Here is a 13,759-nt window from a genome sequence, read left to right as displayed (position 1 = left end):
ACACAGCTTCAATCTCGATGAGACTCCTCCCCCGCCTTACGGGGGAGGCCGGGTGGGGGCCGGCCTTCGCAGCTACCCCCCTAATTCATCGCCTGCCGCGAAACCAGCTCGCACTGCCCCGTCGGCTCCACCTTCAGGGCCAGCTGCTGGCGATCAAGCTCTGCCAGCCACGCCGTCCACGAACACGGGCTCATTCCGTCCTCAACGCTAAGGCTTGCCGGCTTGGGGCCCTGCGCGAACCGCAGCTTGAGCTGCGCCCGCATCTCGCCCAAACTATTGCGCACACGCGCGATCGCCGGGGTGCCCTTGCGGTCACTTACCCAGTTCTGGATATCCCGATGCCGCGTCAGCATATGGGCTTGTGTCATTCTAGCCTCCTCCTCCGTTTTTGTTATTTCCCCGCGAAACGGCCCGGTCCTCCTCCGGTTCCGTCAGCGTTGATCTTTATTCACTCCATCGGGTCACGAGCTTGAGCGCTTCCATTTCCTCCGGAGAAAAATAATAAAGCTGGCTTGGCGGCGTTTCGAGCGCATGGAGCCACAGCGCCGGATCAACCCCGCCATCGCCCAGATAGCGGGTGATGTCGGCGGTCACCGCTTGCGCATCGGCCATGGCGACGCCCGCTACGCTGAGCGCGTCGATAGGGGTGGCGCTGAGTGCCGCCGCATAAATCTGATGAACGCCCACAGCTGCCTCGCGCCCGGCGATCCGCTCCGTGCCACCCGCAAAGATCAGCGGGCAGGACGAAGCACACAATCCGCCATTGGCGACTTCGGTGGAGAGGTCCCGCTCTCGAATCAGCCGGCCAATGCTAAGGGCATCGTCCACCGAGCCGCCAGGCGAATCCAGCAGCACGGTTGACACATATTCCCCGCGCGCCTCGATCTCGGCCAGGAACCTCGCCGACGACCCCGGATCGATCGTCCCGGTCAAGGTCAGCTTGCCGCCGCTGGCAAGCGCGATCTCGAGCGGCGCTTCCAAGAGCTCGGGACTGCTGGTGACCGGCGGACGCTCCTGCCCGCCGCCGCTCGGCGTCGTTGCTGGCGGCAGGATCGGCTGCGGCATCTGCGTCAAGGCCGGTGGCGGGGCAACCGAAGCCATCTCGCGGAAGTCGACATAGAGCACGCCAACCGTGCCGGCGAGCAAGGCATAAAAAGCAAAGCGCAAAACCGCGCCGTCTTCGAGCCCGCTCAGCCAGCCGCGAAGCCCGCCATTCGTTTTTGGCGCCAAGGTTGTCATGCCGGACGCGGCCCGTCACCCCGCTTGCGCTGCGCCGTTTCGATCGGGGTCACCGTCGTATCCGGTTCAATGGCGACCACCTCGGCGGGCGGCACGGGCTCCTCAGGCTCTTCCTTGGGCCTACCTGTCGCCACATCGATCCCGGCGGTCTCCATCTGCCGGTAGATCGACATGGCCCGCAGCATTTCCGCCGCGGTGATGTTCTCGGCTTCTTCGAGCGACTGGGAATCCTTACGCATCGCGTCATTGACGATCATCAGCACCAGGACCAGCACCACGGGCAGGAGGTCGATCGAGATCGCGCCGGCCCAGCTCGGAATAAAATCCTGCCAATAGCGCAACACGGCCTCGGCACTCGACAGCGGAACATAGCGCCGCTGCGGCACTTCTTCGGTCGCGAGGATTTCGTCCGCTGCCGTCGACAATGCTGCCGACTGTGCGGCAACCGAGGCACGAACCGTTTCGATCACCTGGTTCTGCCGTGTGGCCAGATCACCCACGGTGCCATCGGCAACTGGGGCAATAAAGCCTGCCGACAGATCCTCGGCAGCGCGCCGCACTGACGACGCAACGCCGGTCTGCTGCAGCGCAGCAATCACAGCAGTGAGCTGCACCGCTTCGGCCTGGAAGGCATCGGTACGCGGCTCGATGGCGCCTGGCGTCGAAACCAATTCGCGCATCGTGGCCAGCCGCGCCGATCCTTGCTCGAACTGCAAGGCGACCTCGTCACGCGAGCTGGTAATCGTGGTGGCCAGCTGGTTCATCTGCGTGCCCATCTGCTGCAGCAACTGCACGACGCTTCCCGAACCCGTCGTGCCGGTCAGCGCACCGGATTCCCGTTCATCTGCAGCAAGGCCGGAAAACCGCTCTGCCGCACGCTGCACGTCCGGCAGCAGCGACTGCGCCGCCAGCGCATTGGCATGGGCACGGTCGAGGTCCTCGGCGTAACCCTGAAGTGTTACCGCCATATGCTGTTCGGTCGCCGCCGACCCGGCCAGCGCCGCGGCATTGAGCCAGGAGCTCATCGCCATGATCATGAGGCACCCGATAGCCATGGTGATGAAAAGCGCCACGCGCTGCACGCCCCCCGTCACCAGCGGCACGAAGCGCATCATGAAGGTCCAGAAGGCGTAGATCGCAACGGACACCGCCGCCGAATAAATGATGGCCGCGAAAAAGACGAAGGTCGCCGAGCCGTCCAAGAGCCCGCGCACGCCCAGATAGGTATAGACGCCCGAGGCGAGCGCCAGCACCGCCAAGGCAAAGCGGCTCATCGTCTCGACGCCGCGCACGGTTTCGCTGAGACGGTAGGCATTGGGTTTAAGCTGCATGAAAGCCCCGACGCTGTGGCCCTCCCCAGGGCCTTAAGAGGACGTTAACACAACCAACCCGGCGGAACGGTGGCAGAACGGACCATGGTTAATCGCGCGGCGTTGACAGTTCGGTGAGCGAAAGCCTACCCAAGCACCCGCAACGAGGAGACCTCTACATGTCGAACAAAGTCCGCTGGGGCATTCTGTCCACCGCCAATATCGGCATGCAGAAGGTCACGCCTGCCATCCAGAAGTCGCCCAGCTCCGAGGTCGTCGCCATCGCCTCGCGCGATGGCGCAAAGGCTCGTTCCGCAGCCGACCAGCTGGGGATTGAGAAAGCATATGGCTCCTACGAAGAGCTCTTCGCCGATCCCGAAATCGACGCCATCTACAATCCCCTGCCCAATCACCTCCACATCCCGATGACGCTGGCGGCAGCCCGCGCCGGCAAGCATGTGCTTTGCGAAAAGCCGATTGCCCTTTCCGCGGCCGAGGCCGAACAACTGGGTGAGGTGCCCAAGGGCATCATCGTGCTCGAAGCCTTCATGGTGCGCTTCCACCCGCAATGGGCCCGCGCCCGCGAGATCATCCGCTCCGGCGAGCTCGGCGATATCCGCTCCATCAACGCCGTCTTCACCTACTTCAATGCCGACCCCAACAATGTGCGCAATATGGCCGATATCGGCGGTGGCGGCATCATGGATATCGGCTGCTACCCGATCACCGCCGGGCGCTACCTGTTCGAGGCTGAGCCCAGGCGCGTCGTTTCGCTGGTCGATCGCGACGAGAATTTCGGCACCGATCGCCTGGCCAGCGTCATGGCCGATTTCGGCGGCGGACGGCAGCTCAACTTCACCTGTTCCACCCAGACCGCCGGCCATCAGCGCGTCCAGGTTTTTGGCTCCAAGGCCAAGCTCGAAATCGTCATCCCCTTCAACGCCCCGCCCGACGAACGCACCGCCATCACCATCGACGTCGGCGCGCCCTTCGACGGCTCGCTCGCCCGCCGCGAAATCCTGCCCGCCGTCGATCAATATACCGAACAGGCCGAAGCCTTCGCCCAGGCTGTCCTTGGCAACAAGCCCCTGCCCTGGGACACCGAAGACGCCATCGCCTCGATGCGGGTGATCGACGCGATCTTCGAAAGCGAGCGCAGCGGCGGCTGGGCGGACGTCGCCCGTTAATGGCCGACCGGGTCCTCCTCACCGGCATTTCGGGCTTCCTGGGCGGTCACATCGCCCTGGCGCTCCTCAATAGCGGTTTTGAGGTGCGCGGCAGCGTCCGCAAGCTGAGCAAGGCCGAAAAAGTCCGGCAAACCCTGAGCCAGGCCGTGGCCGACATTTCACGGCTAGAGTTTATCGAACTCGATCTCAGCGCCGATCGAAACTGGGCCGAAGCGATGGAAGGCGTGCGCTATCTCCAGCACACCGCCTCGCCCTTCACCCTGACCATGCCCAAGGATCGCAACGAACTGATCGGCCCGGCCGTCGCTGGCACCGAACGCGCGCTCAATGCTGCACTTTCGGCCCATGTCGAGCGCGTGGTGCTGACCTCTTCCATGGCCGCCATCGCCTATGGCCACGACAAGACCCGCACCACGCCCTTCGGCCCCAACGACTGGACCGTGCTCGGCGACCGGCCGCTCAACGCCTATATCGAGTCCAAGACCCGCGCCGAACGCCGCGCCTGGGAAATCATGGACGCCGCCGGCCGCCACGACGCCCTCGCCACCATAAATCCGAGCGCCATCTTCGGCCCGCTGCTCGACGATGACCCCGGAACCTCGGCTACCCTCGTCAAGCGCCTGATGGATGGCTCCGTGCCGGTCGCGCCCAAAATCCCGATCACCGCCGTCGACGTGCGCGACGTCGCCGCAGCCCATGTCGCCGCTATGACCAGCCCCGAAGCCGGCGGCCGGCGCTTTCCCATGGGCGACAGCGCGCTCTTTTTCATCGATGCGGCGCGCCTCCTCCGCCAGCACTATCCCGACCGGCGCATCCCGCGCGTCGAACTCCCCGATTGGGCCGTTCGGCTCTACGCCCTCTTTGATCGCGACGTGCGCGACAATATCGGCGAACTCGGCTACGCCAAGCGCCTCGACCCGAGCGCTGCCACCCAACTCCTCGGCCGCCCGCTCATCCCGTCCGAAGAGGCCATTCTCGCCACCGCAAGAAGCCTCGTCGAGCACCGCCTCGTCTAGCAACGGGCCTTGTCGGCTCCGCCGAGTTTCGCCATATATGGTGCCGGTGAGGGGCTGTAGCTCAGTTGGGAGAGCGCGTCGTTCGCAATGACGAGGTCAGCGGTTCGATCCCGCTCAGCTCCACCATTCCGATACAGATCAAGGACTTAGCTACTGGTTTTGCTTGGTGGGACAACCAAGTGGGACATCGGCTTGTTCAATCCGACCTATCTACAGCGCTCCCGGCACGGCATATTCTATTTTCGCTGGACCGTGCCTGGGGAGCCTGAGGCTTCTAGCAAAGCTTACAGCATCAAAATATCTCTTCGCACCCGCGAGCCTAGACAAGCGTTGCAGCTTGCATCGCCCCTGCGCTATCTCACCCAAATGCTAATTCAACGTGGTGTGCACAGGCTGATGGACCATAAACAGCTGCGCGAATTGGTGCATTCGCACTTCGCCAAAATGGTAGCCAGAGCCGAAGCTCGCATCGATGCTGACGGGCCGCTGTCAAAGATCATGCAGCGTCAATGCAATGAGACCATCCGATTGACGCAGGATCAAGTTGCCGATGGTTTTCTTAGCGTCGAGTGGGCTAAGCAAGAAGTTGCCGAGTTCTTGCAGCAATACGAATTACAGATCGAACATACGGACGAGCTTACTGATAAGCTTGGCACACTGATTTTTAAGGGGCGCCAAGCCTATCTGGAGGCAGCCCTTAACTACAGTAGCAAGGCCGAAACCATTGATTTTTCGCCTGGTCCGGTTTCGGTGGACCAGAAGGCTCAACAGCTGGAGTTGACACCCCTGACCATTGCAGAACTGGTCAGTGAGTTTTGGAAGTATGCCAAGCGCGAAGGTCGCTGGACGAGCAAGACCGAGGCTGCCAAGGACGAGCACATTGAGTTGCTATACGAGCGTCTCGGGCGAGACTTTCCGGCTCGTGAGGTTGGTCGCAAGCAGGCCCACCTAATGCGCGACACGCTACTAGTCTATCCAGCTAATCGGAACAAAGGCAGAGTGACACGGGGCAAGCCTTTGGTGGAAGTCCTCGATATGCCCAACGTCCCAAAGCTCCATAATCTATCCATCAATAAATACCTGCACACGTACAACGGGATGTTCAACTGGGCCGTCCAGAACGGGCACTGCGAGGCTAATCCATTTAGTGGCCTATCGCTGCGCACCAATAAATCCGATGATGATGCACCCCGCCTGCCGTTTACAGATGCTCAGCTTAAGCTGATCCAAGATGCAGTTCTGTTCGGGCGAGTTGGTCAGAAGGACCATCACAAATGGGGAACGCTTATTGCGATCCATACAGGAGCTCGGCTCAACGAGATCGCACAGCTCCATCTAGACGACATCTTACAGGTGGATGGCGTTTGGTGTTTCGACATCAATCGAAAGCCGGGCACACTGAAGAAGCTCAAGAACGCTGCTTCCAAGCGGATTGTGCCGATTCATCCCCGACTAATCGGATTCGGCTTCCTCGACTATTTTGAGCAGATGAAGGCTCGACGGGGAAACGAGAGGCTATTCCCTGACTTGCCCCACAACAAGTCCGACGGCTATGGGCGCAACCTAGGCCGATGGGTAAATGAGAGCCTGCTGCCCGAGCTCGAAATCAAGTCCGATCAACTGACGTTCCATAGTCTACGGCATACCATGGTACGCAAGTTGGTTGCCGCCAACGTGTCGCAGCCACACATCATGGCAATCGTTGGTCACGAGCAAGGGACGACAACACTAGACACCTACAACCGCAAGGGCTTCCCGCCCAAGCTTCTCTTGGCCGCGATGGAGAGTGCCTTCTAGGGTCACTCATCAGGCACTTGTCTCAAGGTTCGGATCAGAGCTTCTGCATCCAGCCCTATGATGTCCGCCATCCTGAGCAATTCCACGAGGTCTACCCTTCGTCCACCACTCTCGATGTTCGCTATAATCGGCTGGCTCCAATTCCCGCCCATCGCCTTTGCAACATCCACTTGGGTGAGTCCACTGACACGGCGTTGCTGAGCAATTGCTGCCGCAATCGCCTTGTGCCGCTCTGTATAAAGGGACTTCGGCATGCGCTGTTGACACTCGGTTCGACAGTCGCGTAAGCGGACCTTCTGCAATATAAGAAAATCGTATATTCTCATTAGCCTATAGCCTGTGATGGCTAGCTGGCGGTACGTAGGAGGTTCAGCATGGAATTGCCTATCAGGCGCCTTCCCCTGTCTACGGGCCATGCTACTCGATTATCTGGAAAGCTAAGCTTGTCTCGTTGGGCAGCTTTAGTCCTAATTGTTATCCCGATCACCTTTGCAGGCGCCTCACCTTATGCTCAGCAGTTGGCGATGGGTGCCGAGAGCAGGGAGACAGATACGGGCAGAAACTTGCCCGGTAGCACGTTCCCCGCGCCTCGCCTTTCATGGTTAGCACTAGAGGAAGCCAGCAAGGCCCAAGTTCGCAGTGGAACCGCGCTGCAGTGGTTGAGGTCGCAACCCGTAGACTATCAGCAGGCCGTAGCTCGCGGCGATCTACCCGAGGGCGAAGCTGGCCAGCGCCAAGTAGGTGTGCTGATAAAAGCACTGAGAGGGTACTACGGTGACGACCCAACCATTGCTGCCTTTCTTCTAAGCACTCACGCACTTCCCTGGTTGCTTGAACTGAGGTTCGCACTAGGCCGACATGTTACAGCTGCTGAAGGCGAGTTGGACGTCCAAGTCTGGCTTGCAAGCTCAGACATGCGAACGAGCCCTAAGGTACAATCGGTACTAAGGGAGATCGAGGCAGCGGCATACCTTGGAGCTGCAGAATAGGTCACGGTACCGACTGCAGAGGATATGTACAGAAAGTAATAAATACCAATAATTTAACTGAATGAGCCTGCTCGATAGGAGGCCCGCTGCCGGGCTAGGCAACTCACACGCTACATCGCCGCCAGGGCAACGGCGTTCACCTCTCCAAGGCCATCTCTGGCCGTTCTAGGGCCCGTCTTTGTCCGACGAGCCCCCCAGGCACTAGATGTACCGACACCTGCCATATGATTTTGACGCTTCTGACTCACTCAACGGTTTGACCCACATCACTCTGCAGAACCCGGTAGACTGAGGCTCGACCAATACTCAACTGCTTGGCTATTGCGCTGGGCCCTAGGCCATCTGCCTTCAACTCCAGCACCTTTGCCGCATCAATTGACGGTGGACGACCCTTGTAGACACCCGCCTCTTTAGCCTTGGCAATTCCCTCCATCTGCCGCTCTCGACGGATTGCAGTCTCAAATTCTGCAAACACGCCCAGCATCTGCAGGAACGCCCTGCCTGCGGCCGAGCTGGTGTCGATAGGTTGTTCAGTTGCCTTTAGCGCGACCCCTTTGGCTTCAAGCACCTGCACTATCCCCGCCAAATCCGCGATAGACCGTGCGAGGCGATCAATCCGTGTGACTACGATTGTGTCGCCTTGATGAGCGAAGTCGATGAGCGTTTGAAGCTCAGGCCGGCCTTCAGTGGTAGTGCCGGATTTCTTCTCTGACCGGATGATACTACATCCCGCTAGTGTCAGGGCAGCATGCTGAACGTCTAGGCTCTGGTCAGTGCTGGATACGCGAGCGTAGCCGTAGAGGTGTCCCATAGCGATCTCATATGTCTCAATAGGGTCTATACCCTAGATCGCTACTGTATCATTTGTACCAAGTCAACCCTATTGATACAATCTGGGTGTCTCATGCTGCTGTCTCGCTCAGGTATACCCAAGTGGGCAACGGTAGGAGCGATGATCAATGACTATTGTGACTAGTATTACCTAGAGAACACTAGCGGTATGTATCCTGTTTTATTCCCCATGCTGGACCAATTGAAACTGATACCGGCACAGACCCTTTAACCTGAGGATCTGGTATTCAGTCGAAGCAATCAGCATTACCTGAGAGACGCACTGAGCGGTGATTGTAGAGCCTGTTTTATTCCATATACGGAGGATTAGGGGCGCTCGCACCCGCTGGCGGACTAAGGCAGTTGAATTGATTTAAGTCCGGCACCTGCACCCACCCCTCTTAATCGCTTCTAAAGAGGGCACGACGGCACTTGTCATGCTGTATGCTATTCCTTCAAGTGCGCTGGCGCGGCCCACTTGCAAGGGGGTACGGGGGAGTTGCAGCTCCTGATTGCGTCTATATACCCTCGCAAAAAAATCTGCCGGAAACTCCGATCCGCTATTACTCAGTCCGCCCGGCGGATAAATTCCTGGACCATACTCCTGCTACAGCAGCCTTGATTAGATCCGTGTCCATCAAATGAGCGTCCCTGCCAAGCCTCAGCCTGTGCAATTCCACTAGGTGAGGGCTAAAGCAGTTTGCAAAGAAACTTTGCCTGGACGTCGAGACCGCTAGGTCAACAATTTGGGCAGCTTTAAGAGCAGGCTGCTCAACGCCGGGCATTAGCCCAACCAGAACTTTCGACGGACTGATGGGTAGATAAATATCTGTTGTGTCTGCACTGGCCCCAACCAATGAACGAGGTACACCTTCCCTGTCCGTCGCAAAAACAACACTGTCACCAAGGACGAACTCTCCCTTAGCACTTTCAACTACCAGCCATTTGTCTGGCTTCCTGTTTTCGGGGCAGCGTTTTTCCGACAATAGGAGTTTTTCAAGTCCATCGTTGTGGCTGGAACGTACAACAGTCGTTTCCTCGGCCTGCTTGCTAACGAAACTAAAGCCCTCACTTACAAACTGCCCCATCACCCCCGAAGATATCAACGCCTCAGCCATTTGTGCTGCCTGTTGCCTCACAATCTTAAATTGCGGGCTGAGCTTAAAAGCTTCTCGCTCGTGTTCAGGAAGCGAGTTAAGCAACTCCCCGAAGCGCTCTTGCAGAGTTGTCTCGATTTGCCGCCGATAGTAAGCAGCAGCGTCTTCCGACGTAGCCTGTCTCGACATCTCGCTAAGACCCGACTGGACCGCAGTTGTGAGGTGCTCTCTTAAGGTCTTTGTTCGGAAAGCCATGACCCAGGCAAGATCGGCCAGTGCACCGGAGATACTCAGAAGGTCGGCGCCATCCTCATGTGCGCGCCTTAATAGAGCGGCATCATTGCCTTCTACCTGCATAAACATATCTTCCAGGTGATCGTTCTCACCGTGAAAGTCTTTCTCAAGACCAGTATCTTTGGTGCTGACTTCGATCGGTTCTTGATTAAGGCTGTACATCCAGGTCAGGTACACCTTGCGCTCTGGGTACGATCGGGACGCAAACCTGTTCAGCATAAGGCGAGGTACAAAGTGATGCCTACGCTTTCGACCCATTAATCTTCTCTCCCGACAGTCGGATGAATATAGCCCGACAAGAAGCGACACCCTCAAGACGAATAGAAGCCCTCAACCAAGCGACCGATTTTATCTACACAACGCAAGGTAGGCAGCTGTTCTCTATGCATTGGGGCGCTTTCCACAAGCGGATGCACCAACAACCTAGAAGCCTGCTGCTCTGGATTGCTGCGAAGGATAATACAGGCTTTCGGCAGAGGATGAGCAATGGGCGTCGCGGACGATTTTAGTAGGTTTAAGGACCAATACAATATCGACCAGGAGATGATGACCTCCATTTCCCGCCGGTACAAGCGCATCACAAGGCAGCTAAACAAGGACTTCCGGGGGATCGACAGTGAAACTGCGAATAGTCTTTACGTCGGATCGTATGGACGAGACACCGCCGCACAAGGCGTGAGCGACTTGGATGTTGGGTACCTACTCCCCCCTGCTCTTTATGCAAAGTTCAATGCCTACGCGACAAATGGACAGTCCGCACTATTACAAGCGGTTAGAAATTCTGTACGGAACACTTATCCAACGTCAGAGATTTCAGGCGATGGACAGGTAGTCGTAATCAATTTTCAAGACGGAGTTAAATTTGAAATACTTCCGGCCTTTGTGAACACCATTGATACCTGGACTTATCCAAACTCGAATAATGGTGGCAGCTGGAAAGCATGTAACCCGCGCGCTGAAATTGAAGCGATCCGCCTACGGAGCTTGGCTACTAACCGTAATTTGAAGCATCTTTGTCGAATGATGCGCGTCTGGCGGGACTACAACGACGTACCAATGTCGGGGGCTTTGATCGATACATTGGCGTACCAGTTTATCGAGAACTGGGAGTATAGGGACAAGGCTTTCCTGTACCATGACTACATGGCACGAGACTTTCTAAAATATATGTCAGACCAATCTAGGGCTCAAACTTACTGGCGAATGCCGGGGAGCGGTTCCTACGTGGCGACTAAAGGAAACTTTCAATCCAAAGCTCTTACTGATTACAATATCAGCTTAGCCGCATGCTCACTGCAACAAGATAGCGAAGGCCCTCAGCGTCGCGCAAAATGGAGGTCCGTCTTTGGCCCAAAGTTTCTAGCCTGATACGGAGCGATATGCCTTAGAGAGCCAGATCCGAGAGTGCTATGGGCGCTGTGCGTACACCCATAAAACGCACGAGAAGATGGCAGAGCGGCTGCATAGCCGACATAAGCGAGCAAAATGGGCTAACATCATACTGTCCGCACTGATTACGGGTGGTGCAGTTGGAATAATCTTTTCGAAAGGCTCCGCCTACGAGCTGTATGCTGGATATGCTACGGCGGCGCTGTCGATAATGAGCTTGATATTCAACGCTTATCTGAAAGATCTGGACCCAGGGGCATTAGCGCAACGTCATAGAGAGGCCGCCTCCGACATATGGAACATTCGGGAGGCTTATCTCAGCCTGATCACCGACGTCGTGGATCAGCAAACAGGTTTGGATGCGCTGCGCAATAGACGGGATGCCTTACAGCTCGCCCTTCACAAAATATATCACGGCGCCCCTCACACCGACGGCAAAGCATACGGCAAAGCTCAAGCTGCTTTGAAATACAACGAGGACCTAACATTCGCAGAGGATGAGTTAGACCTCCTTCTACCTAGCAGTCTTAGACGATCGACAAGAAAACCATAAACTACATTGCTACATACTCGGGGCATCTGATCAGGTATGGACTTCAAACTCCTATGGCCATCTACGGTTAACCAGCTGCAGAACTCGGGATTACTCGGAGATTATATAGGCGGGGTATGGGGCACCATAGTCGCTGCGATCACCCTCACAGTAGTTTTCTTGACATGGCGCTCTGCAAGACGGGCTGAGGCGTTTAACGCAGTTCTAGGTGTACTCGCGCAAATGCTGAACACCCATCAAAGTGTCTCCGACGCCGCTGGTGCTTCTCAGTTTCTACGAGAGTTTAGCGCGATCTACAAAATTGCGAAGCGCCTGTTTCCTATAGGTCCTTGGACGGTAGAGGATCGTATCGATATCGCATTCACCTATACATTCTACGGCATAAACACCCAGGCGCTTAGCTCTCTGGAGATGTATGGCGCTAGTGAAATCAAGGTCGTGCAAGATGAGGTGGCACGGCTAAGAGACCGTGTTACAAAACACAAGGGCTGGTTCGCGGGACATCAAGCAACGTACTCTCACTATGTGCGAAACTTGTTTGCTATGTACACGCTACTGGATCAGTCTCGACTGAGTGATCAAAGAAAATTAGAACTCGGAAAAGTCATCAGAGCGAAGCTATCCAACTACGATCAAGCTGTGTTGATGCTTAACGTGATCTCGCACTTAGGTCGTGAATGGGTCTCGACTGGAATTACCTCTAAATACAAACCCTTCGCTAACGTCCCAGAGCGCTTCTTCGGTTTCGATCAAGAATTTGACATGAAAGCTAGCTTCCCCACCGTTCTCTTTGAGTGGGAGAAGGCTAAGGGGAAGCGTCCGCGTTATTGGTCCCTTGAGCTTGGGAACTGGAAATTGGTGGCTACCAACGGGGAGCGAACGAGATAGATATTGGGATACTAACCTCCCTACCTTTCGTTGTGCTCGTGGGCACGAAGCTATCAAGTGAGCCTGCTGTCTGGCTCTCGCATTAGGCTTGTTACCTGGCCTCAAGATGGCATGGATGTCTAGGGCGCTAGTCGCGGCAAGCTGCAAACCCGGTGGAAATAGCTTGGAATTCCGGATGCTACTTGCGACAGTGAGCAAAGAAGGTGGGACATTTGTTCCACCAGCCACCCTACAGAACCGCAGCAATCCGGACTTCTCAGACGGTGGTGGACGCCCCGCTCAGCTCCACCATTCCCTTCCCAAAAACAAGAACCCCAGCGAAGCCATTGGCCGCGCCGGGGTGTAATTTTTGACCTATAGCCCTTAGTAGGCCGGCAAACGCCCGTCCGGCGTCAGTTTGTCCACCGCTTCCGGCAAGGTCACCGACAACCGATCCAGCAGTTCGCTGCGGCTGAGCCCGGTCTTTTGCGTAAGTTCGGCAATCGTATCCTCGCCCAGCACATCCTCAAGATCGCGCGCCTCGACCGGCGAATTTGCGCCGGTACCCACCCAGCTGTCGACCTTATCGGTGCGACCGCCCTGGCGGAAGCTGTCGAGCAGGTCGCCAAGCCCGTTGCCCGAAGCCGCGCCACCCTGGCCGCCGAGGAGACCGCCAAGGCCTGCGCCACCGGCGAGGCCGCCCAAGGCGCCGCCGAGATTGCCTAGGATGTCGCCAAAGCCGCCCTGCGACGGGTTGGGGTCATTGGGATTGCGGGTCTGGTTGCCGGCACCGTTGAGCAATTCGCCCAGCTTGTCGCGATGCTGGTAGCCGGCAACGGCCAGCAGCCCAAGCAATGCGACCATGGATGGTGTTCCGCGTGCCATTTGCGGTCTCCTTGATGGTGATTAAACGCGGCGGCGGCCGGCGATGAAGCCCCAGATGACCAGGATGATCACGGCACCAACGATCGCGCCGATAAAACCTGCGCCGTCGTCAGGACCATACCAGCCGAGCGCCTGGCCGAGGAAGGTTGCGAGGAATGCACCGACGATGCCCAGGATCGTCGTCAGAATAAAACCAGACGGCTCGTTGCGACCCGGTACGATGAACTTTGCGATAACGCCGGCGATGAAGCCGATGATGATGGTCCAGATAATGCCCATGCTCACTCTCCTTTTGGTGAACATCA

General features: G+C 57.3%; 14 protein-coding genes and 1 tRNA gene. 7 read left to right on the top strand and 8 right to left on the bottom strand.

Annotation, left to right across the window (positions count from 1 at the left end; all coding sequences use genetic code 11):
* Positions 1-80 precede the first annotated feature (80 nt).
* The 3 genes from JI748_RS16020 to JI748_RS16010 all read right to left on the bottom strand — a co-directional run bounded on the left by JI748_RS16020 (position 81) and on the right by JI748_RS16010 (position 2,570).
* Positions 81-368, bottom strand: coding sequence for a hypothetical protein (locus JI748_RS16020; protein ID WP_201632989.1), 288 nt, complete (start codon positions 366-368; stop codon positions 81-83).
* A gap of 76 nt (positions 369-444) precedes the next feature.
* Positions 445-1,239 carry a COG3904 family protein gene (locus JI748_RS16015; protein ID WP_201632986.1) on the bottom strand — a complete coding sequence of 265 codons (795 nt, stop codon included), beginning with the start codon at positions 1,237-1,239 and terminating at the stop codon, positions 445-447.
* Complete coding sequence (locus JI748_RS16010; RefSeq protein ID WP_201632983.1) at positions 1,236-2,570, bottom strand: hypothetical protein; 1,335 nt, start codon at positions 2,568-2,570, stop codon at positions 1,236-1,238. Before JI748_RS16010 ends, JI748_RS16015 begins: the two co-directional genes overlap by 4 nt.
* 158 nt (positions 2,571-2,728) lie before the next feature.
* On the opposite strand from JI748_RS16010, the gene JI748_RS16005 reads away from it, so the two are divergent.
* From JI748_RS16005 to JI748_RS15990, 4 genes are all read left to right on the top strand, one after another.
* The gene (locus JI748_RS16005; protein ID WP_201632967.1) at positions 2,729-3,736 is read left to right on the top strand and encodes a Gfo/Idh/MocA family protein; all 1,008 of its coding nucleotides are present in this window, start codon (positions 2,729-2,731) and stop codon (positions 3,734-3,736) included.
* Positions 3,736-4,752, top strand: a complete 1,017-nt coding sequence (locus JI748_RS16000) for an NAD-dependent epimerase/dehydratase family protein (protein WP_201632965.1) — start codon at positions 3,736-3,738, stop codon at positions 4,750-4,752. Before JI748_RS16005 ends, JI748_RS16000 begins: the two co-directional genes overlap by 1 nt.
* A gap of 50 nt (positions 4,753-4,802) precedes the next feature.
* A tRNA-Ala gene (locus JI748_RS15995) sits at positions 4,803-4,878 on the top strand.
* Positions 4,879-4,944: 66 nt separating this feature from the next.
* The gene (locus JI748_RS15990) at positions 4,945-6,549 is read left to right on the top strand and encodes a site-specific integrase (protein ID WP_201632962.1); all 1,605 of its coding nucleotides are present in this window, start codon (positions 4,945-4,947) and stop codon (positions 6,547-6,549) included.
* A gap of 2 nt (positions 6,550-6,551) precedes the next feature.
* On the opposite strand, the gene JI748_RS15985 is transcribed toward JI748_RS15990, so the two are convergent.
* The 3 genes from JI748_RS15985 to JI748_RS15975 form a co-directional block, all read right to left on the bottom strand.
* Positions 6,552-6,803: a helix-turn-helix domain-containing protein gene (locus tag JI748_RS15985; protein WP_233280560.1), complete on the bottom strand. Its 252-nt coding sequence runs from the start codon at positions 6,801-6,803 to the stop codon at positions 6,552-6,554.
* 979 nt (positions 6,804-7,782) lie between these two features.
* Positions 7,783-8,349, bottom strand: a complete 567-nt coding sequence (locus JI748_RS15980; RefSeq protein WP_201632956.1) for a recombinase family protein — start codon at positions 8,347-8,349, stop codon at positions 7,783-7,785.
* A 583-nt stretch (positions 8,350-8,932) separates the two neighbouring features.
* The gene (locus JI748_RS15975; protein ID WP_201632954.1) at positions 8,933-10,018 is read right to left on the bottom strand and encodes a DUF4238 domain-containing protein; all 1,086 of its coding nucleotides are present in this window, start codon (positions 10,016-10,018) and stop codon (positions 8,933-8,935) included.
* Positions 10,019-10,246: 228 nt separating this feature from the next.
* Here JI748_RS15975 and JI748_RS15970 point away from each other — a divergent pair, with 228 nt between their 5' ends.
* The 3 genes from JI748_RS15970 (at position 10,247) to JI748_RS15960 (ending at position 12,590) form a co-directional block, all read left to right on the top strand.
* Positions 10,247-11,128 carry an SMODS domain-containing nucleotidyltransferase gene (locus JI748_RS15970; protein ID WP_201632951.1) on the top strand — a complete coding sequence of 294 codons (882 nt, stop codon included), beginning with the start codon at positions 10,247-10,249 and terminating at the stop codon, positions 11,126-11,128.
* A gap of 28 nt (positions 11,129-11,156) precedes the next feature.
* Positions 11,157-11,702 carry an SLATT domain-containing protein gene (locus JI748_RS15965; RefSeq protein WP_201637443.1) on the top strand — a complete coding sequence of 182 codons (546 nt, stop codon included), beginning with the start codon at positions 11,157-11,159 and terminating at the stop codon, positions 11,700-11,702.
* 222 nt (positions 11,703-11,924) lie between these two features.
* Positions 11,925-12,590, top strand: coding sequence for a putative phage abortive infection protein (locus tag JI748_RS15960; RefSeq protein ID WP_201632948.1), 666 nt, complete (start codon positions 11,925-11,927; stop codon positions 12,588-12,590).
* A 363-nt stretch (positions 12,591-12,953) separates the two neighbouring features.
* On the opposite strand, the gene JI748_RS15955 is transcribed toward JI748_RS15960, so the two are convergent.
* Together JI748_RS15955 and JI748_RS15950 are read right to left on the bottom strand one after the other, a co-directional pair.
* Positions 12,954-13,454 carry a YidB family protein gene (locus JI748_RS15955; RefSeq protein ID WP_201632945.1) on the bottom strand — a complete coding sequence of 167 codons (501 nt, stop codon included), beginning with the start codon at positions 13,452-13,454 and terminating at the stop codon, positions 12,954-12,956.
* A 21-nt stretch (positions 13,455-13,475) separates the two neighbouring features.
* Entirely contained in the window at positions 13,476-13,733 is a 258-nt protein-coding gene (locus tag JI748_RS15950; protein ID WP_164532873.1) for a GlsB/YeaQ/YmgE family stress response membrane protein, read from the bottom strand.
* Between the last annotated feature and the right edge of the window lie 26 nt (positions 13,734-13,759).

It is taken from the genome of Devosia rhizoryzae (assembly GCF_016698665.1).
GTDB lineage: Bacteria > Pseudomonadota > Alphaproteobacteria > Rhizobiales > Devosiaceae > Devosia > Devosia rhizoryzae.
The sequence above is the reverse complement of the archived record's forward strand: the minus strand, read 5'-3'. Positions and strand labels throughout refer to the sequence as shown.

Bases quoted from the DNA above. Each gene is read 5' to 3' on its own strand.
- JI748_RS16020 (WP_201632989.1), bottom strand. From the start codon at position 368: ATGACACAAGCCCATATGCTGACGCGGCATCGGGATATCCAGAACTGG.
- JI748_RS16015 (WP_201632986.1), bottom strand. From the start codon at position 1,239: ATGACAACCTTGGCGCCAAAAACGAATGGCGGGCTTCGCGGCTGGCTG.
- JI748_RS16010 (WP_201632983.1), bottom strand. From the start codon at position 2,570: ATGCAGCTTAAACCCAATGCCTACCGTCTCAGCGAAACCGTGCGCGGC.
- JI748_RS16005 (WP_201632967.1), top strand. From the start codon at position 2,729: ATGTCGAACAAAGTCCGCTGGGGCATTCTGTCCACCGCCAATATCGGC.
- JI748_RS16000 (WP_201632965.1), top strand. From the start codon at position 3,736: ATGGCCGACCGGGTCCTCCTCACCGGCATTTCGGGCTTCCTGGGCGGT.
- JI748_RS15985 (WP_233280560.1), bottom strand. From the start codon at position 6,803: ATGCCGAAGTCCCTTTATACAGAGCGGCACAAGGCGATTGCGGCAGCA.
- JI748_RS15980 (WP_201632956.1), bottom strand. From the start codon at position 8,349: ATGGGACACCTCTACGGCTACGCTCGCGTATCCAGCACTGACCAGAGC.
- JI748_RS15975 (WP_201632954.1), bottom strand. From the start codon at position 10,018: ATGGGTCGAAAGCGTAGGCATCACTTTGTACCTCGCCTTATGCTGAAC.
- JI748_RS15970 (WP_201632951.1), top strand. From the start codon at position 10,247: ATGGGCGTCGCGGACGATTTTAGTAGGTTTAAGGACCAATACAATATC.
- JI748_RS15960 (WP_201632948.1), top strand. From the start codon at position 11,925: ATGCTGAACACCCATCAAAGTGTCTCCGACGCCGCTGGTGCTTCTCAG.
- JI748_RS15955 (WP_201632945.1), bottom strand. From the start codon at position 13,454: ATGGCACGCGGAACACCATCCATGGTCGCATTGCTTGGGCTGCTGGCC.
- JI748_RS15950 (WP_164532873.1), bottom strand. From the start codon at position 13,733: ATGGGCATTATCTGGACCATCATCATCGGCTTCATCGCCGGCGTTATC.